General features: G+C 57.6%; 14 protein-coding genes and 1 pseudogene. 7 read left to right on the forward strand and 8 right to left on the reverse strand.

Annotation, left to right across the window (positions count from 1 at the left end):
* Positions 1 to 126 precede the first annotated feature (126 nt).
* Positions 127 to 492 (forward strand): hypothetical protein, encoded by a 366-nt coding sequence (locus tag LIW51_RS24310; protein ID WP_227378721.1) that lies wholly within the window; start codon positions 127 to 129, stop codon positions 490 to 492.
* 729 nt (positions 493 to 1,221) lie between these two features.
* On the opposite strand, the gene LIW51_RS24315 is transcribed toward LIW51_RS24310, so the two are convergent.
* The gene (locus LIW51_RS24315) at positions 1,222 to 3,360 is read right to left on the reverse strand and encodes a copper-translocating P-type ATPase (RefSeq protein ID WP_438267434.1); all 2,139 of its coding nucleotides are present in this window, start codon (positions 3,358 to 3,360) and stop codon (positions 1,222 to 1,224) included.
* A 449-nt stretch (positions 3,361 to 3,809) separates the two neighbouring features.
* On the opposite strand from LIW51_RS24315, the gene LIW51_RS24320 reads away from it, so the two are divergent.
* Together LIW51_RS24320 and aceB are read left to right on the forward strand one after the other, a co-directional pair.
* Positions 3,810 to 4,121, forward strand: a complete 312-nt coding sequence (locus tag LIW51_RS24320) for a hypothetical protein (RefSeq protein WP_227378723.1) — start codon at positions 3,810 to 3,812, stop codon at positions 4,119 to 4,121.
* A gap of 137 nt (positions 4,122 to 4,258) precedes the next feature.
* Positions 4,259 to 5,560 (forward strand): malate synthase AceB, encoded by a 1,302-nt coding sequence (gene aceB / locus LIW51_RS24325; RefSeq protein WP_227378724.1) that lies wholly within the window; start codon positions 4,259 to 4,261, stop codon positions 5,558 to 5,560.
* A gap of 125 nt (positions 5,561 to 5,685) precedes the next feature.
* Here aceB and LIW51_RS24330 read toward each other — a convergent pair whose 3' ends face one another.
* On the reverse strand, positions 5,686 to 6,306 hold the full coding sequence (locus tag LIW51_RS24330) for an N-acetylmuramoyl-L-alanine amidase (RefSeq protein WP_227378725.1): 621 nt from the start codon (positions 6,304 to 6,306) through the stop codon (positions 5,686 to 5,688).
* A gap of 323 nt (positions 6,307 to 6,629) precedes the next feature.
* Between LIW51_RS24330 and LIW51_RS24335 the strand changes: the two genes are divergently transcribed.
* A complete protein-coding gene (locus LIW51_RS24335) occupies positions 6,630 to 8,333 on the forward strand; it encodes a glycosyltransferase (protein WP_227378726.1) in 1,704 nt (567 codons plus the stop codon).
* A 33-nt stretch (positions 8,334 to 8,366) separates the two neighbouring features.
* Here the strand turns inward: LIW51_RS24335 and LIW51_RS24340 are convergent, their stop codons facing one another.
* From LIW51_RS24340 to LIW51_RS38730, 3 genes are all read right to left on the reverse strand, one after another.
* Positions 8,367 to 8,717, reverse strand: coding sequence for a DsrE family protein (locus LIW51_RS24340; RefSeq protein ID WP_227378727.1), 351 nt, complete (start codon positions 8,715 to 8,717; stop codon positions 8,367 to 8,369).
* A gap of 578 nt (positions 8,718 to 9,295) precedes the next feature.
* A complete protein-coding gene (locus LIW51_RS24345; RefSeq protein ID WP_227378728.1) occupies positions 9,296 to 9,547 on the reverse strand; it encodes a helix-turn-helix domain-containing protein in 252 nt (83 codons plus the stop codon).
* Between the two features lie 21 nt (positions 9,548 to 9,568).
* Positions 9,569 to 9,703 (reverse strand): hypothetical protein, encoded by a 135-nt coding sequence (locus LIW51_RS38730; protein ID WP_255767572.1) that lies wholly within the window; start codon positions 9,701 to 9,703, stop codon positions 9,569 to 9,571.
* A gap of 488 nt (positions 9,704 to 10,191) precedes the next feature.
* On the opposite strand from LIW51_RS38730, the gene LIW51_RS24350 reads away from it, so the two are divergent.
* Positions 10,192 to 10,404 (forward strand): hypothetical protein, encoded by a 213-nt coding sequence (locus LIW51_RS24350; RefSeq protein WP_227378729.1) that lies wholly within the window; start codon positions 10,192 to 10,194, stop codon positions 10,402 to 10,404.
* Between the two features lie 423 nt (positions 10,405 to 10,827).
* Here LIW51_RS24350 and LIW51_RS24355 read toward each other — a convergent pair whose 3' ends face one another.
* From LIW51_RS24355 to dgoD, 3 genes and pseudogenes are all read right to left on the reverse strand, one after another.
* Positions 10,828 to 11,589 (reverse strand): IclR family transcriptional regulator, encoded by a 762-nt coding sequence (locus LIW51_RS24355; protein ID WP_227378730.1) that lies wholly within the window; start codon positions 11,587 to 11,589, stop codon positions 10,828 to 10,830.
* Between the two features lie 198 nt (positions 11,590 to 11,787).
* A complete protein-coding gene (locus LIW51_RS24360; protein WP_227378731.1) occupies positions 11,788 to 12,594 on the reverse strand; it encodes an SDR family NAD(P)-dependent oxidoreductase in 807 nt (268 codons plus the stop codon).
* Between the two features lie 2 nt (positions 12,595 to 12,596).
* Positions 12,597 to 13,752: pseudogene (dgoD, locus tag LIW51_RS24365) on the reverse strand (galactonate dehydratase).
* A gap of 339 nt (positions 13,753 to 14,091) precedes the next feature.
* Here dgoD and LIW51_RS24370 point away from each other — a divergent pair.
* Positions 14,092 to 18,786 carry a beta-galactosidase small subunit-related protein gene (locus LIW51_RS24370; protein WP_227378732.1) on the forward strand — a complete coding sequence of 1,565 codons (4,695 nt, stop codon included), beginning with the start codon at positions 14,092 to 14,094 and terminating at the stop codon, positions 18,784 to 18,786.
* Between the two features lie 368 nt (positions 18,787 to 19,154).
* Positions 19,155 to 19,550: a hypothetical protein gene (locus LIW51_RS24375; RefSeq protein WP_227378733.1), complete on the forward strand. Its 396-nt coding sequence runs from the start codon at positions 19,155 to 19,157 to the stop codon at positions 19,548 to 19,550.
* Positions 19,551 to 19,562: the final 12 nt, after the last annotated feature.

Here is a 19,562-nt window from a genome sequence, read left to right on the forward strand (position 1 = left end):
GTTGTGTCGACGCACGGTGGTCGTGGAACGCGACCGCCGTCGGGAGCCGCTGTGGAATCGGTCGGACGAACTGGGGCCGACAGCGCCGATTATTTTATACCCCTCCGGTCACACAGCTCCGATACGATGAGTTCTAGGCCGCGTTATGAGGCGAGACTCGAAGACGATGTTCTTCACGTCGAACACGACGACGGATGGCTGAAGATCGCGCCGATAGACGACATCGTAGAGTTGATCGGCGGGGAAACCTACACGCTGGAGTACGGCGACCGAGCGGCGGCGGTGTCCTGGCTCGATACGGACGAGCACGACGCCATCTCCTTCGACGTTCGCGAAACCGTCTTGGAGTTCGCGTACTCGGCGGCGTTCGTCGAGAACCTGAAGAACTGTCCGGTCGACGAATCCGGCGAATCCGGATATCCTAAGCGAGCGGAGCTTTTCGCAGACCTCGTGACGACGATCTGGGACGCGAAGGGGAATCTCGATGCTTGAACGCGATCGACGGTAGCAAAGCGTCGGCTTCTCGTGCGCTCTCCCCTGTCCACCGCCTTCGGAAATTGATATCTATGATAAAATATAGACAATACGAAGGATGAAGTGATAGAATACACATAGTTGCGACGAAGAACCATCTATAAATGAATCAACGCCTGCGGAGACCGCGCTCCCCGTAGAGGCTTCGGTTCCTCCGGCGCGTCGCGGAACCTGGAAACTCCGCTCGAGGCGTGAGTACGAGGAATGGGTCGAAACGCGGAAGTCGCTGAGAGGAATCGATAGTTTCCGAACATTACCTCCGAACCTCACGATTATCGTCGTAACGAACACCGCTCCGGAAGCGAATCGGAAGATCCAAAACTATCCGAACGTGCACGTGGCGACGAACAATCCTCCCGAGCCCCGGCACGTTCACCATCGCTTCGTCGACGACGAACTCTTATAGAAGTAGTTGACGCTCCACGATAACATATATTCGGAGTGGTATTCCGAATGAATTTTCGCTTTCATATCAGCGCTACTGTCGGAAGTTGAGAGTGAACGGTTTCCGTTCGGGGAAACAGGCACTGAGCGTTCTCGAACGCTATCCCCTGCTCGTCGCGGTACGACCGAACGGTGACTCCACGGAAGAACTCCGTTCGCCTCGAATTCGTTGGCGTCGCCGTCTACCTGCTCTGTCCCCTCCCCCGTTCTTCCGCGTCGTCCTCGAGCGAGTCGACGCGGGAGTTAATCCGCTGGTCGGGGGCTCGCGCGCGGAGAAACGCCTGGAAGCGATGGTAGGTCGAGGTCAACTCGTCGGAGGAACTGCGCGTTAATCGCAACGATGACCGTACTTAGCGACATTAGGAGCGCGCCGACCGCGGGCGACAGAAGGATGCCGACCGGCGCGAGCACGCCCGCCGCCAGCGGGATGGCGACCACGTTGTAGCCCGCTGCCCAGACCAGATTCTGTTGCATCTTCCGATAGCTAGCACGACTCAGTTTGATGAGCCGAACCACGTCGAGCGGGTTGTTCTGTACGAGGATGATATCCGCCGACTGCACCGCGACGTCCGTCCCGCTCCCGATGGCAATACCGATGTCCGCCCGGGTGAGCGCGGGAGCGTCGTTGACCCCGTCGCCGACCATCGCCACGAGTTTCCCCTGTGCTTGCAGTTCGGCGACCTTTCCGTCCTTATCTCCGGGCAGCACTTCGGCGAAGACGGTGTCGATGCCGAGTTCGCCGGCGACGGCGGTCGCGACGTCTTCGCTATCACCGGTCAGCATCGCCACCTCGATGCCCAGTTCGTGGAGCGCGTCGACGACCCGATAGCTCGACTCCCGAACGACGTCGGCGAGAGCGAAGGCGGCGATCACCTCGTCATCTCGCACGAGGTACACGACGGTCTGTGCGTTCTCCCCGGCGCGTTCCGCGAAGTCCGCGAGTCGGGGCGGGACGTCGCGCTCGAACTGCGAGAGGAGGTTCGGCCCGCCGACGTACACCGTCTCGCCGTTCACGGTCGCTCGGACGCCGCGACCCTTGAGTGCCTCGAACGTCGCCGCGGTCGGGGTCGTGACGCCGCGTTCGTCGGCGGCGTCGCGGACGGCCTCCGCGATCATGTGTTCCGAGTCGCCCTCGACGGCGGCGGCGAGCGCGACCGCATCCTCCTCGGCGACGCCGTCGACAGTGCCGATGTCCACGACGCCCTGTTCCCCCTCCGTGAGCGTCCCTGTCTTGTCGAACATCACCGTATCGATGTTGAGAGCCTGCTCCATGGCGATTCGGTCTCGCACGAGCATCCCGTTGCGCGCGGCGAGCGACGTGTTGATGGCGACGACGAGGGGGATAGCGAGTCCGAGCGCGTGCGGACACGAAATGACGAGCACGGTTACGGCGCGTTCGATGACGGCCGCGTCGAACGACGTTGCGACCGTCCACGCGATGGCGGTGACCGCCGCCGCCGTCACCGCGACGTAGAACAGCCAGCCCGCCGCACGGTCGGCCAACATCTGGGTTCGGGAGCGACTCCCTTGGGCCTCTTCGACGAGGCGCATGATTCCGGCGAGCGCCGTCTCGTCGCCCGTGGCGGTGATGCGGACGCGGAGGCTCCCGTCGCCGTTGATGGTGCCCCCGATGACTTCGTCCCCCGGCTCCTTCGAGACGGCTCGGGACTCGCCCGTGATCATCGCCTCGTTCACGTCGGAGTCGCCCTCCTCGACCACGCCGTCGGCGGGCACGTTCGCTCCGGGGCGTACGAGGACGAGATCGCCCTCGTGGAGGTCGCTCACCGGAACTTCTTCGGTCTCGCCGTCGGGCGTGAGGCGCTCGGCGGTGTCGGGAATCAGCTGCGCGAGTTCGTCGAGCGCGCCGGACGCGCGCCGGACGCTCCGCATCTCGATCCAGTGACCGAGGAGCATGATGTCAATGAGCGTCACGAGTTCCCAGAAGAACGCCGCTGTCGTCGGGACGACGACGCTCGCCAAGCTGTAGACGAACGCGACGCTGATCGCCATCGAGATGAGCGTCAACATCCCCGGTGCGCGCTCCCGGAGTTCCGGAACCGCCATCCGGAGGAACGGCACGCCACCGTATCCGAAGACAACCACCGCGAACACCGGATTAATCCACTCGCTGCCGGGGAACGACGGCACCGAGAATCCGAGCCAGTCTTGGAGCGTCTCGCTGTAGAGAAGAACCGGAATCGAGAGGAGCGTCGAGACGAAAAACCGCCGTCGGAACAGCTGTTCATGGCCGGCGTGCATCCCGCCGTGGTTGTCATGGTCGCCGTGGCCGTGGTCGCCTCCCCCGTGGCCTGCGTCGTGTTCGTACTGGTCTTCGACCTCGTGCTCGGCTTCGTCAGCGTCTTCGGCCTCCTCTTCGAGCATCGACCGTTCTACCTGCGATTCTTCTCGTTCGCCGTCGGACATGTCCTCACTCACCTCGTTTACGTGGTGTCCGTCGCGGCTAGCGCGACGGTCGGAGGATTCCTCCTCACCGCTCGAATTTCCGTGCTCATCCATGTGTCATCCTTGTGTATGACTATACGGTCTCACGGACAAAGGATGTGTGGGTAGTTCACCGCTTTCCAGCCCGCTTACAGTAATAGATCGGGGAGCACGCTCCGCCCTAACCGTGACGCGGGTTCGACCATCCGTATCTACGAATCGTCACCACGACGGAGGTTCTCCATCGGCGGTGCGAGGGTGAGTTCCCACGCAGTGGACGTCCACGATACGTACCGCCACCACGCACGGACACTCGCTACCTCGCCACTGGAACGCGTCAACGTATCGGGAAAAATCACAAACAACACGATATCGTCGGTGAAATCACGATGGGTGAGCACACCGAAACGGTCGAGGGATACGTCATGAGCGGAGGCTGCATTCGGAAGAACGCACGCGACGAACTCCTCGAAAACGCCCGGAAACACACCCGAGACTGCGCACTGATGGGACACTGCCTCGAGAGCGGGTACGGTATCGTCACGGAGGACGACCGACTCGTGATGCTCGACCCGGAAGCGACGCGGCAAGTCGTCGACTCCGTCGAGGCAACCGATATTGAGGAGGGCATCCGATTGCACGTAACCCGCGAAGCGGAAGACGGCCGGATGGAGACGACCGACGTCGAAGACATCAGCTAACTCCCCGTTCCGGATCCACCTGCGGTAGTACGACCGCGTCGGCGAGACGACGGCCGAACGATTCCTCGATTACGTACACGAAAATTTAGCCAATACGTGAATTTTTATCACGCTCTGGGTTGACGGTACACCCGCTTATGGCAACGGAGAAGCGCAAACGAGCGTTCGTGCGATCCTTTTTCACGTCACCGACCGCCGTCGAAGAGGATGACACCGCGAAGATGCTACGCAAGGCCTCGCAGCTTCGAGGGATGCAGGCTCCCGACGTCTGGGTGCCTGATAACGAAGACGCGACGGCACCCAGTATGCGTGACGAGGGTGTCGAGAACATCCTGGACGTGATTTCGGAGCATGGTGAAGCGTTCCCCGGCGAAATCCACCCCCGCGTTGTCTGGCACAGGGACGACCCTGAGACCAGGCGACGCGGGTTCGAACACATGATGCGTCTCGCCGACCCCGACGAGGGGGCGATCCAACACATCGACGGATTCGTGGTCCCCGAAGTCGGCGCTATCGACGACTGGAAGAAGGCCGACGAGTTCATCACCATCGTCGAGTCCAAACACGGTCTCGAGGAGGGGTCGTTATCTATGTCGCCCATCATCGAGAGCGGAGAGGCCGAACTCGCGATGTCCCGCATCGACGAGGAGATCGGGAAACGGTCGAACAATCTGGAACGGCTCTTCCTCCTCGTCGACGGCGAAGTTGACTACACCAAGGACATGCGCGCCATGACCCCGACGGGTGATCTCCCCCCGTGGCCGGAGCTGCGACACAACACATCTCGCGCGGCGAGCGCGAACGGGTTGATCGCCGTCGACGGCCCTTACGACGACATCAGGGACGTGGAGGGCTATCACGAGCGGATGACCGACAACCGGGCGAAAGGGATGCTCGGCATTTGGTCGCTGACGCCCGGTCAGGTAGTGGAGGCGAACACAGCTCCCCTACCGCCCGAGGTGGGAACCTACTTATTGGATGTCGACGGGAAGACCGTCGAACTCGAGCGGACTGACGACGACGCTCACGCGTACGACGGGGACGACGTTGAACTCGAAGCGCTCGGGGACGGGCGATACCGACTGAAGACGGGCGGCGAGAAGCGCGAACTCGACGAAGACGAACTTCGCAAGGAGCTACGCGATCGGACGCAGTACGTCATGGCCATGGACGACTACGTCGACTCGATGGAGGAGTTCGAGGAGGCCAAGGCCGCGGGGAAGGGTGCCATCTCGATGACGCGGACGGCGAAGTTGGTTTTCGACGACACCGAGGTCGAAGTGACACGGGATCGAATGTGGGACGAGGCCACCTATCAGGCGGCACAGACCCCGATAACGCTGTTCCAAGAGGTGTACGAGGCTCGTCCCGACCAGCGAGACGACCTCAGGGACACGTACGGCGAGGAGGTCGTGGATCGCGCCATGGAGGTCGGATAACGGTCGCGGACGGCGGTACCGACGCCGTCTCATGCGGCACATTCTCGTCTTAGCTGCTCGCATAGCCGTCTCCGAGTGCTACCTGATTCACCGTCATTTAGAAAAAGGAGTTACTCGCCCGCCGATCAGTACGACCTGACGAGATCCATGTAGTAGCCCCAGTCCCAGTTGGAGCCGGGGTCGGTGTGAGTGCTCTCGGGAACTTGAGAGTGGGCGATGACGCCCCCGTTCGCCGGGTTCGCCGCGTCGTACGGAACGCTCGACGGGTGCTGCTTCGGCACGCCATACTGGTCGCAGAGCCAGCTAGTGAGCTTGGCCGACGCCCGATACTGTGCGTCTTCGTAGGTTCCGCTGACGTAGCCGCCGTGTTCGATGCCGACGGAGTAGGTGTTGTAATTCGACCCGCCCGCGTGCCACGCGATGTTGATGTCGCTGACGCTCTGGTACTTGTAGCCGTCTTGGGCGACGGTGTAGTGGGCGCTAACGTCGGCGTCGGGGTCTTGGAACCAGTTGACCGCGCTGCTGGCCGAGCCCTGCACGGTGTGGATGACGACCCAGTCGATGTAGCCCGCGCCGCGATCCGCGGCCGTGTAATTACTTGAGTGGGCAGGTTCCCAGTCAACCGACGGCTTCGCTGCCGCGGTGCCACTCGTCAGTGCAGCCCCGCCGAGACCGGTTACGCCGACCGCACCGATACGCTTCAGGACGTCGCGTCGCGTCGAATCGCCGCTATTGTTCTCTTGCATCGCAGCTACACTATTAACCGGAATACACTTTAATTCAATACCTAGTATGATTGGCGTATATATCTCGGCAGATTTTCCGAGAAGTCGCCGATCGAGTTGTTCGGAGGGCTTCGGCACAGTATGCCCCTGTCGTGTGGTCTCCTATCTAACGGAACAGTCGGCGACGACAGGATACTGATTTTTCGAAGGTAGACACCCTATACGGAGGAAATAGCAAGCTATGCCTTCAGAAGATGCATCGGCGAGCGCGACGTGTTGATACCGACGAGCCGCTTATATTTTTATCACAAAGAATTTATACATGGATTTTAACCGTTAAGGCAATGTCGCTTACGATCGCTATCGTCCACTACTGCGAGGGGGCTGGGCACGCGACACGGATGTTGGCGATTGCCGACGCTCTCGAAGCCGCTGGGGTTACGGTTCACATCGCCGGCGGTGGGGCTGGGGCTCATTTTGTCGATCTCAATGGGTACGACGCCTACGAACCGACAACCGTCGATTTTATCGGTGATTACCAAGACAGAACGACGAGCGCTCTCGTCTCGGGGAGCGTCGTCGACAGCACTCGACGGATTTCCGAGCTAGTTGACTGGCTTCGAGATATCGATCCGGATGCGGTGGTGACGGACGATATGTTTGCTGCGATGGCCGCTGTTCGTGTCCGTGTCCCGCAATACGTGATCAAACACGACCTGCCGGACGATTACGAAAACCGCATCGAGCGGTTCGGTGCGCGATTTCACTGTTCGTTTCAGTCCGCTGCCGCACGAACGTTCTTCTACCCCGCTGTTTGGGAGCCAAGCTCCGCAGATTCCAAGAAAGCGATACACGTTCCACCTCTAGCCCTCGAAGGCTCGGACAACAACGTTCCCGGCGATCTCGACGTTGTCGTCGTTCCGAGCCACTATTCCGATCTCGATGCGGTCGCAGAGCGGCTCGCCGCCCGCGGGAAAACGGTCGCTAATGTCGGTTCCGAGGAATGGGAACCAGTTCCAGCACTCCTCCCCTACCTCCGCGCGGCCGACGTGGTCGTTTGTTCGGGATACTCAACGGTGATGGAAGCAGCGGTAGCGGGAACTCCCTGCGTAGTTCTACCAGCTACCAGTGAACAGGAGGGTGTCGCTCGTCGACTTCACGATCTGCGTGGCTTTACAGTGGTCGACGATGTGGACGCTGCCGTCGCCGCTGCGAAGACACCGTTCCCGCCCCCTGAGTACGAAAACGGGGCATCGGTGATTGCGGAGGATGTGCTTGCGGATTTGAGATCCCGACGCCGTCCGACACGGAGTAGCGACCGGAAGCTGACACGACGAGGAGTGCTTCGCGGCGCGGTAGCGGTCGGTACGGCCGTGGCCGGAACGACTGCGGTGTCAGCAGCGGATGGACGAAAATCCTACCACTTTCGGAGCGTTCGGTCAGCCGACCGGTCGGTCGGACGCGCGGACGCTGCGGCGGCCCTACAGCAGTATCGCGAGCGATACGGCGGTGAGTGGCCTACGGAACTCCGCGACTTAAACAACGATCGTTTCGATGGCGCAACGTCGGACGTAACGCACCTCAATGAATTGTTCAAGCGTACTACCGGCCGGGCGACGGTTCGTGCGATGCAGGTGACGTTTGCGCTCGACAATGACACCGCCGACTACCGCCATTGGCTCTGGCTCGGGGTCGACACCACCGATGCTAACGTTCGAACGGGTGTTCTACGAAGGCGACCAACCGAACTTGGATCACGACACGTCCGAATATCGTTTGCACCCTCGGCTGGCAGAGTCGAAAGAGTGCACGTCGCCACTGCCACGGAAACAACTACGAATTCCTTTACAGCGTTTCTGCCGGGCGAAACACCACCGAACCATCCGGCTGGGAAGCCACCGGAGGGTGCGGCGTCGCTCGTCTGGCGTGGGGGCGATGCCCGTCTCGTTTCGCTCCTCGGCATGTGTGAAACGTCCATGCCGGAATCGACGGATTGGACAGGGTCGCAGTGGCAATTCGTGGGTGATTTCAGGCCGAAGCTCTCCTAATTCTTTGAGGGGCTTTTCGTGGATGTGCTTATTTCACGGAGACTTCACGTATCCGTATCCTTCATCCTGCAATCGCGCAAGTTCACCGGACCCCGACGGAACACCTTCGACACCGGGAAGCAAATCGTCGTCCGTCGCCCCCATTCCTCGGAGTGCATTGCGGCACGCACGAAGCGAGACGTCTTGCTTGCGGAGATCTTCAACCATCTTGGAATTCGCTGCAGTTGCCCTCACAAACATTCGTACTCCTGCCCCGTTTGCGACGATTGCCACATCGTCGTCTGGCGATGAGACGGAATCGTCAGCGATGAGATTCAGTGCGTTCACCATCGCCTCTTGATGGTCTGCAGGCTGAGCACTCGATACGTGGAACACTGTTTTCATCCTCTAGCGTCACATCCCGATTCTCCATAATCGTTGGCGCTTTTTCTTTCTCCGCTATCGATCGAACGCCTTGGAAGAACTAACACAGTCTGCAGCGTACGCCTACGAGGGAAAGAAATGATTGACTCGTCGTCCGGAGAGTATACTCCGTTTCTCCCACAGGAAGATGTCCCGCATAGTCGGGAAGTTGTTGGCGATGACCCTACCCGAGTTGTGTGCGTTACCGCCCTACCAGAACCAGAGAATTAGCCTGGCGAGACGTAGCCCTCATTCGCTTCGATGTAATCAGCGGTCATCCGGCCGAAGATGCATGTACCGACGTCTACAAGCCATATTCCACAGGGAACAGATTCTTGAGCTGTCAACGCCTACGTCTCGCCTGCCGAATTCCACGGTGTTCGTGGGGACTAAAGTCTCACGCGACACTCGCGCGGTCGTACACTGACGAGAACACATTGGGAGTGGGAGCGTTCCGAGGGTATCGTTCGTATTTTCATATCCGGAGAGGCTATCAGAGTGATTTTTTGCTCTCCGACTCGCACGGGAGTGGTCGCGCGTTCCAAAATAAATTACGAGTTTCATGTGAGGAAACGGAACGCGCTCGTGCGTGAGTATTCCACATCGAACTGTTCTTCCAAAAGGCGTTGGACGAGTGCCGTATTCCATTCTTCAGCGTCGTATCCGGCGCTTTCGGGCAATCCTTCCAGTACTTTATGGACTTCAGTTCGTTCTTCGTGATCGAGTTTTGGCGGTTGACCGGGACAAGACGCATTGCTGGCCGCTTTTTCGATTGAGTCTTCATCGAATCGTTGAAGCCAATTGTAGACCATTTTCCGGGAGAATCCGTACCACTAGACTAACTCCGTCTGTGTGACACCCTGTTTGTACGCGAAAGCGACCATGAGCCGCTTCGTTGCTTGGACTTCCTTCGCGTCACCAAGTGCCTCTCGGAGTTCGTTCACCGAGATGTTCTCCAAATGGGTCATTACGGCACACAATGAAATCTTCGTGTAAATAATTTTGGGACAAAGAGGGAGAGGGAACTTCTAATTTTTCTGTCAACTGCTGCGATGATAGACCGTGAAAACAGTTCGTTACGAATCCTTAGTAGTTTCAGAGTTCTCAAAATCTGTTACATTCATAGCTTTGTAATGGATAACCGTCGAACGAGAACAATTGCTTCTGAACGAACCGCGATGAACTCGTCAATTTGCGCTCGTGTTGACTAAATCGAAGCAAAACGGTCGAGCATTACGAAACACGCCTTCAACTTGTACGTCATCTCCAAAGACGAATCTCTGCTAATTTCCGAGAATACGATAGTTTTGGATCGAGTCAAGGCGGATTTTTTCCGAGAGCGAATTGCTCACGATACGTAAACACGATTCGGCCGATGCGTAGTGGAGTTTGGACAAGCATTCTTATACGAGGCCTTTGCCGAGCGGACGGTATCGATGCGGGTCAAACCGACTCCGTGACGGGGCTCCAGGAACTCTTCAACGAAGGCGGGACGATCAATGGACTAGCGGTACGCATCAACGACGTGACGCTTGAGGTTGGCGTTGCGACCAATCCAAATCCGAAAACGGTCTCCAGTTCGTTTAGCCGGACGGATTGGGCGCACGTCGCGGTCGTCTTCGACAACGGCGCTCTCAGGCTCTACGATGATGTTACCAACGTCGCGTAAGGGTCGGATGTTGGCTACGATACCATTGCAGAACACATTGCCAGCGGTAACATCGGTAGCGCCAGCATCACTGACGTCTGGGGCTCCGATACCGCCTTCTTCGGCGGACACATCGATGCCACGACCATCCAAAGTTGGGCACTCTCGGCCGACGAAATATCGATGGTATCACAAATGTTCTGAGCACAGAAGCGGTGTTGCCGAAAGCACGAGACGATACCAGAGGTTCATGATGTTCACTTACTGTGAACATTTCACATCGACGGAGCGCGGTTCGATCGCATATTACCGAGGTTTTCCGAGGGTAACGTAGTCCGCGACACCCACCGTCGAATCGGGGTGGAACCTGAAGAACACGCGTTACGCACGAACCAACATAAAAATCCCATCGAACTATCGCTGACGTACTGTTTGCAGCGATAGTTATGCCGTGAGATAATCGTTTTCGACCGACTTAGCCGTACCTACGACGAGACCCGTAACGTCTTCCTCAAGTCGTTTTCCGGTCATCTCTTGCATCAATCCCGTCACGCTAACTGCTCCGATAGCACGATTATTCGAATCTACGATAGGCGACCCGACGCACTGATACCCCTTCGAAAACTCCTCGCGGTCGAAGGCGACGCGCCGATCCCGTACGGACTGCAGTTCGCTCTCCAACGCTTCGCGGTCGGTTATCGTTTTTTCGGTTCTCGCGGGGAGTCCAATTTCCCGTAATATCATATCACGCTCCTCGTCCGTAAGGTACGCCAAAATCGCCTTCCCGCCTGCAGTGGCGTGGAGCGGTACTTTCGAGAACTTCGGCATCGGCGGTTCTTCCTTCTCTGTCGCGTTGATCTGGTCGGCGTACACACCGTACCCGTTCTCGTAGATCACGAAGTTCGCTATTTTCCCCGTCATCTGCGCCAGGTTCTTGATTGCCGGTTCGGCGATGTGAATCAGATTCCGTTCTCGTGCACACGCGCCGAACTGCTGAAATGTAAGACTGACGTGGTACGTCGTGTTCTCCTTCACGAGATAGCCAAGTCGCATGAGCGTCATCACGTGTTTATAGACGGCACCCTTCGAAAGATCGAGCTGTCGCGCAAGCTCAGTCACCCCAGCTCCGTCACGTTCGCGTATCGCTTCGAGAATAGCGAAGCTTGTTTTCGTGGCTTTTACTTCTTGGAAATCAGCTGGAGTCATTGGTACCAAAGGGGTATGGCCATCCCACATATTTAATCCTGTTCACTAATCGGAAACATCTACGTCTGTAGCGGTCGGATTATCGTCCTAACCAGTCGGGACTATTCCGATCAGAGTAACTGAGACGACGGGTGCTGGAAAATATTCACAATAAGTAAACGACTGGGAGGAAACATTCGGGCAATCGCGGCGACGAAATCAACGTTCGAAACGAGAGCTGTAGTTTAGGAACGAATCGTCCTCCATAACCGCCGTGCGACCACCATCAACGAGAAGGTTCTCACCCGTCATGAACGCCGCATCGTCGCTGGCGAGGAAGGCGACGACGCCTGCTACGTCCTTTGGCGTTCCGATTCGACCGAGTGGATGGATCGATTCGACGCGTTCGCGGTCGGTTTCCGTGAGTTCTTCGTGCGTTCGCGCTACTTCGACCCAGCCGGGATTCACGGTGTTAGCCCGGATTCCGAGCGGCCCGAGTTCGACTGCGAACGCTCGGGTCATACCGTTGATTCCCGCCTTCACCGCGTTATAGGGGAAGGTTCCGGGCATCGTTAGGAACGCGTGGTTCGAGGAGATATTGATGATACTTCCACCGCTAGGCATATGCTCGACGGCGTGCTTCACGGTGAGCCAGTACGCGCGAAAATCCGTTTCGAGAACGAATTGCCAATCTTCGAGAGTCGCCTCAGACAACGTCGTGTTCGTCTGTACGGCGGCGTTGTTGACGACGGTCGTGACCGAGCCGTACTCTTCGACGGTTGCTGTGACGAGTTGCTCGATGTCGTCCGGTTCGCGCATATCTGCGCGGACGAACGTCACTCGACTGTCGTTCTCCCGAATGGTCTCAACGACGGTTTCACCTTCGGCCCGAGTACGACCGGAAACGACGACGGACGCACCCTCCGCGGCGAGGCGTTTCGCAATACCAGCCCCGATACCGCGCGTTGAGCCGGTGACCAGCGCGACATCTCCTTCGAGTCGGTTCGGAGAGGCCGATCCGTCCATGGTCACCACTCCGCGACGCTTCCATCGTCGTGTCGCCAAACGGGGTTGTGCCAATTGACCGTCCGTTCTGCTTGCTCTTCGATGTACGATTCGTTGAGGTCGATACCGAGTCCAGGTGCGCTCGGGACGTCGACGTAGCCGTCGTGGTAATCGAAAACTTTCGTATCGACGAGATAATCGAGGACGTCACTGGTCTGATTGTAGTGGATATTCAAGCTCTGTTCTTGGATAAGCGCGTTCGGCGAGCAGGTGTCCACGTGGATGCACGAAGCGAGCGCGATGGGCCCGAGCGGGCAGTGCGGCGCGAGCGCGACGTCGTAGGCTTCGGCCATCGAAGCGATCTTTTTTACCTCGGTAATTCCGCCGGCGTGCGATAGGTCGGGTTGGATAACGTCTACGGTACCCTGCTCGAAAATAGCCTTGAAATCCCACCGCGAGAACATACGTTCCCCCGTTGCGATAGGAATCGTCGTTTGAGCCGCGATTTCCGGAAGTGCGTCATTATGCTCGGGGAGAACGGGTTCCTCGATAAACATTGGTTCATAGGGTTCGAGTGATTTCGCCAATCGCTTGGCCATCGGCTTGGCAACACGACCGTGGAAGTCGACGCCAATGTCCACGTTTGGCCCCACCTCCTCTCGGACGGTTCGCAATCGTTCTTCCGCCTCCTGTACAACGGCAGGCGAATCGACACGCCGAATTTCAGAGGTGGCGTTCATTTTTCAGGGCACTGAATCCTTCGTCGACCTTTTCGGCGGCGGCCTCCCCGACTTCCGAGGGACGATCACCGCCGATCCACTGATAGACTTGGATGCGGTCGCGGGCGCGACCGCCAAGCAGTTCGTAGATCGGTGCGCCGAGAAGCTTCCCCTTGATATCCCACAATGCTTGATCGATTCCCGCGATGGCGCTCATCAGGACGGGACCGCCTCGGTAGAACCCACCGCGGTACATTCGTTGCCAGTGATCCTCGATTCGGTGGGGATCCTTGCCAAGCAGATAGTTGTCGATCAGGTCTTCCACCGCCGCGCGGACGGTTTTTGCACGCCCCTCGACGATGGGTTCGCCCCAGCCGACAACACCGTCGCTCGTTTTAATACGCAGGAACAGCCAGCGTGGCGGTACTTCGTACAGATCGTAATCCACGATTTCGGTCATCTTTACCAGGGCTCTGAATTGTATTTTTACCGTCCATGCGATGAATCTTTCGATTGTTTCATAAATTTTGAACGATGGCTTGAAGTTAGGCGTTCATAGCACGATCGCCGTTCGTACAGTAGAGAGGCCGTACTTCCGAATATCAGATGGCGGGATAAATGAATGAGATGCGGTACTAAAGCTGACTAGCTAATCAGGCATTTTTTGACACACTAATACCATATACACGAATTTCCTCTATCCCTATTACTAAGTACGGAACAATAGAATAGAAGAGTAGAAGTGAGGCATACGATACCAAGCGGCATTGGCTACTAATCGATCCAAAAATTAACAGACATGAGTGAGAAGAGTCATTCAGGAAAAGGCGAATCGGTACCGTCGAACAAAACATCTCGGCGAGAGTTTCTTCAGGCGACGGGGATGACGGCACTCCTACCGGCCACATCCGTCGCGGCTGACGCTGCGACATCGACGACGGCCTCAGCTCCATCCGAACCGAAAACAACTGCTGGTCCAGGGCGTATCGAAAATCTCTCGAATTACATAGAGAATCCGGGGATGTTTGAACAAAACCGTGAACCAACCCACGTCACCGCCGCCGTCCCTTACCAGTCCGTTCAAGCTGCGCGCCACTCCGACGAGAGCTTCACCGCGCTCGAAGAGCGATGGCAGGGCTCGGACTACTTCAAACTCTTGGACGGTGACTGGGACTTCCAATTCTTCGACCGCCCCACCGACCGCCCCCGCCGCTACACGGACGGCGACTGGGACACGATCAGCGTTCCAGGAGTTTGGCAACTCCAAGGCTATGACGAGCTCGTCTACCTCAACACATCCATCACTTGGGATGCCGACGAGTTCGGCCTCGATGGAGATCTCGCACCGGGCGAAGACGAGATGGTCGATATCCCAGACGTGAACCCGACAGCGACGTACCGGAAAACAGTCTCGATTCCGTCGGACTGGAACGGCCGCGAGATATTCGTGCACTTCGAGGGCGTCAAGCAAGCCTACTTCGTCTGGGTCGATGACCAGTACGTTGGATTCCAACAGGGATCGATGACACCCGGCAAATTCGATATCACCGACTACGTTTCGGCCGGAAGCGAACACGAGGTGACTGTCCAAGTGTACCGCTTCTCTGACGGCGAGGCACTCGAGACGATCGACATGTTTCGGTACTCGGGTATCTTCCGGAGCGTCTACCTCTATTCGACGCCCTCGGTTCACCTCCGGGACTTCTATGTTCGATCCGATCTCGACGATGACTACGAAGACGGCCACCTCCGCATCGACGGTGAAATCGCCAACTATACCGCGCGGTCGCAAGGACACTACCAGGTTTCGGCCCATCTTTACGACCCTTCAGGGTCGAAGGTCACCACCCTCAACGATTCCACCGATGTCGGCGCCGATGGAGGAACCGTTACCCTAGAAACCACCGTTCCAAACCCCGAGAAGTGGTCGGCTGAACACCCTAACCTTTATACGGTAGTTCTCGAACTCATCTCGACGGGTTCCACGAGCGAAGCGATGCTCGACAAGGTGGGATTCCGATCGTACGAAACAACCAGAGGTCAGCGAGGTGCACAAGTTCTGGTCAATGGAGAACCGGTTACTATCCGCGGCACGAACCGTCATGAGACGGATCCCGATTCCGGTCGGACACTCCCCATCGAGACGATGCAGGTCGACCTCGAGCGGATGAAGCAGTTCAACGTCAACGCCGTCCGCACCTCCCACTACCCCAACGATCCGTCGTTCCTCCGACTGGCCGACGAATGCGGAATCTACATCATGGACGAGGTGAACGTCGAGACCCACTGGTGGGAGGGCCTTCTCGCTCACACGGAAGCGTACCACGACCAAGCAGTCGCACGATTCCGCCGAATGGTTCTCAGGGATCGGAACCACGCCTCGATTTTCGCGTGGTCGACTGGCAACGAGGCCGGCACCGGGGCAGAACACCTCAACATGGCCGCCCTCGCCATGGATACCAGCGAGTATCTACCCAGTGACACCAGTAACGTCACCGGGGTTAGCAATGTCGAATCGTTCGAGGGATCGGTGCAGGGTCTTGCCCCCAGCCAGATAATGTATCACCAACCCAATGGCGGTGGCTGGAACGTCGACTACAGCGATATGCTAGGTCCACGGTACCCTGACGTTGACACACTCCTGAGCGTTGGTGATGGCTCTTACATCGGCGACGGGAATCGTCCCGTGGTGATGGGTGAATACAACCACGCCATGGGCAATAGTCTCGGGCTGGTTCACGAGATGTGGTCTGAACACATTCAGCCGCCCACCCGGAAGGCTCGAGACGAGACGGGCAACGGAAACAATGGGGTCTTAGTCGGGACACCCGCCGTCGAAGTCGGCAATACCGGCGGAGCGGTCACACTCGACGATGGAGACTCCATCGATGTCGGCACGTCCTCGAGTCTCGACTTCACGTCTCCCGGGTTCACGATCGCCGTCTCGTTCAAGGAACTCGACCCGCATACGGCAATCGGATTGCTCGCGAAGGGTGACCAGTATTCGCTCGCAACGAACGAGAGTATGCGATTCGTATTCAGCGTCGGCGACTCCTCGTCGGTTACCGGGAAAGTTCCGGCAAATCTGAGCCAGAGCGAATGGCACACACTGGTCGGCGTCTGTTCCGGTGACCGGCTCGAGCTCTACCTCGACGGAGATCGCATAGGGGCGACCACCCACTCGATCACCGAGTTCAGTAGCAGTGACCAGTCAGTTCGTGTTGGCTACAGCGATCAGAAGGGGGTGGACGGAAGCACGACTATCGACTCGGCTCACGTCTTCGAACGCGCCCTCTCCGCGAGGGAAATCTCCGACGGCGTTGACTCAATTTCCGACGGTGCCGTTCTAGCGTACTCGTTCAGTGCATTGCTCCGGGACAAAAGCCTCGCTGGCGGATTCGTCTGGGACTGGGTCAATCAGGACGTCACCCGCACAACCACGGTTGATGGCGAGGAGATCCAGTACCAGTTCTACGACGATGACCCGTTCTGCCTGAACGGACTGGTCTGGTCGGATCGCGAAGCTCAGCCCGAACTCCTCCAACTCAAGCACAGCCATCAGCCGGTCAAGGTCGCGCCCGCCGAAAAAATCACTGAAGGAGAAATATACGTAACGAACCACTTCAACTTCACTGACCTGAGCACGGTAGATGGGTACTGGGAGCTCGTTGCCGACGACGAAATCGTCCAGTCCGGGAGTCTATCCCTCGACCTCAACCCTGGAGAGACCCGACGCGTAACAGTGCCGTTGGAAGTGCCGGAGCAGCCCGAAGCCGGGACGGAGTACTGGCTGAACTTCTCGTTCACAAATCCAGAGGCGACTCTTTACGCCGACGCTGGTCACGAAGTTGCCCGGGATCAACTCGAAGTGCCATTTGACGTTCCCGAGGCACCGGAGCGGCAACTCAACTACCTCCCCGCGCTGTCGATGTCGGAATCAAAAAATGAAGTCGTCGTCGCCGGCGACGGCTTCGAGTACACGTTCGATAAGGGCATCGGAACCCTCACCTCGATGCAGTACGCGGAAGCGGAGGTTCTCGAAACCGGACCTCGGTTCAACGCGTGGCGGGCGCCGATCATGAACGAGGTTCAATCTTGGGGAAGCGAACAGGCATCGAGTTGGCGCGAGGCGGGACTTCAGCAGCTAACCCCTATCGTCGATTCCGTGCGCGTCTCACAGCCCGACGATTCGCTCGTCCAGATCCATGTCGAGGGTTTCGCCCAGGGGACGGAACCAAAGACCGTGTTGAAAACACCGGATACGGCCGAAGGAAACGACGGCATCGTGTACGGTAACCCCGAAACTGTCGAGGGAAGATCCGGCAAGGCGATCGACTTTGACGGCGAGGACGACTACGTCGACGCCGGAAACTCGTCGATATTGAACTTCGACTCGCCCGGATTCTCCATTAGCGTGACCTTCAAAGGGATCGACACCGGCGGCCACCGCCCCTTCATTAGTAAAGGCGATCACCAGTACGCACTGAAGATCAACGATACCGACTTCGAGTTCTTCGTCTACAGTGGAACGTGGATTCCGGTTCGGGCCTCTGTTCCATCGGATTTGAGCGAGGACGAATGGCATACGCTCACCGGTGTCTGTAGTGGGAGCGAACTGCAGTTGTACCTGGACGGTCAGCAACTATCGACGATTGAACACAACGTCTCGTCGGTCAACACCACGGACTATCCCGTCCACGTCGCCCACAATGCCGAGAATTCCGACCGAATCACGAACACGTCGATCGATTCGGTTCGGATCTACGACCGTGCGCTCTCTGCAAGCGAGGTCGCCTCCCAACCCAATTCACCACCAGAGAGCGCCGTCTTGTGGTATGGTTTCGACGAGTTCAGCGAGTCAAAGTCCTCCCGAAGAGGCTCCGGATTCGAGACGACGTACCGTTATCGGGTATTTGGGAACGGTGATGTGGCTGTCGGCGTCAACGCAGCACCCAATTCCGTCTTGAAGGACATCGTTACCGATTATCTCCCGAAAATGGGCCTTCAACTCGAGGTTCCGGACGACTTCACGGACTTCGAGTGGTACGGACGAGGGCCCGAGGAGACCTATCCCGATCGAAAGTGGGGTGTCAACGTCGGTCGATACTCGGGAGCGGTCGACGAGCAGTACGTGCCCTACTTGCCTCCCACGGATAATGGAAACAAGGCCGACACTCGGTGGGCCGCCCTTTCGAACGGGAGAACGGGTCTCCTCGGCGTGGCGACTGATATCTCGATGAACGTCAGCCTCAATGCGTTCTCGAATCTGGCCGAAGCAGAACACCAGCACGATCTAAAGAAACGAGGTTCCGTTGCGTTCAATCTCGACCATGCGGTTTCAGGTGTCGGTGGGACTCCGGTTGAACCGATCTCTCGGTATCAAGTTCAGCCGGAACCAGCGAACTTTCAGTTCGTCCTCCGACCCTTCGTGGCGGACGGTGAGGATCCGATGAGACTCGCAAAAAGTCGGGGCATGAGCAGCGACGACAGCTGAGAAACCGCGGCAACGAAGGTGATCACCGACGCCGATCCCTTCGAGCCCGTTATCGACGATGATGACGATGGCAATCCCTGCAATAGAACTGATTCAGCACCGGCTGAAGCGGTTGATTCCGGGTCACACCCCACCTTTCGACACCACTGGAACACGACCGGGGTTGGTATGTAAACGTGTAAATATCACGTTTTTAGGAACTCGGATCGATCGTTAGACCAGTCAAAAATTGGAAGGTATTATAAAATTCTAATAGGTAATTTTTTTATCCCATGCTTGAGTTATCGAGACTGTGTTAGTGGCATGGAATTACTATACAAATATATAAATTATTGTATAAGATCGTTTCCACTGCATAAGGTAAGACTATGCCAGACGATTCAACTGACTTTACGAACCTGGAAAGATCGCCCGTTTCGTTATCAGAGACGCGGCGAACAGTCTTAAAGAGTATCGGCGTCATTGGCGCTGGCAGTGTCGTCGGCAGCAACGTCAGTGCAGAAGAGTCGATATCGTGGGTCGTTACCGAATTGGACGGAACTCTCGAAGCGGTTATAACTCAGAAGCGACCGGGTGCACCTCTCACGCTGACCGTCCTCCGTGACGGCGCTCCGAGTATCGAATCATCACCACTCGGTATCACGACGGGCAGCGAAGACTTCACGACGGGACTAGCGTTCCTGGGGCGAACGGATTTGAAAGATAATGGTGAGTATCAACTCTCCACAGAAAGCAGTCTCACCGGCGGTAAAGAGCAAACCTGACAACGCTCACGA

Source organism: Haladaptatus halobius (assembly GCF_020618475.1).
Lineage (GTDB): Archaea > Halobacteriota > Halobacteria > Halobacteriales > Haladaptataceae > Haladaptatus > Haladaptatus halobius.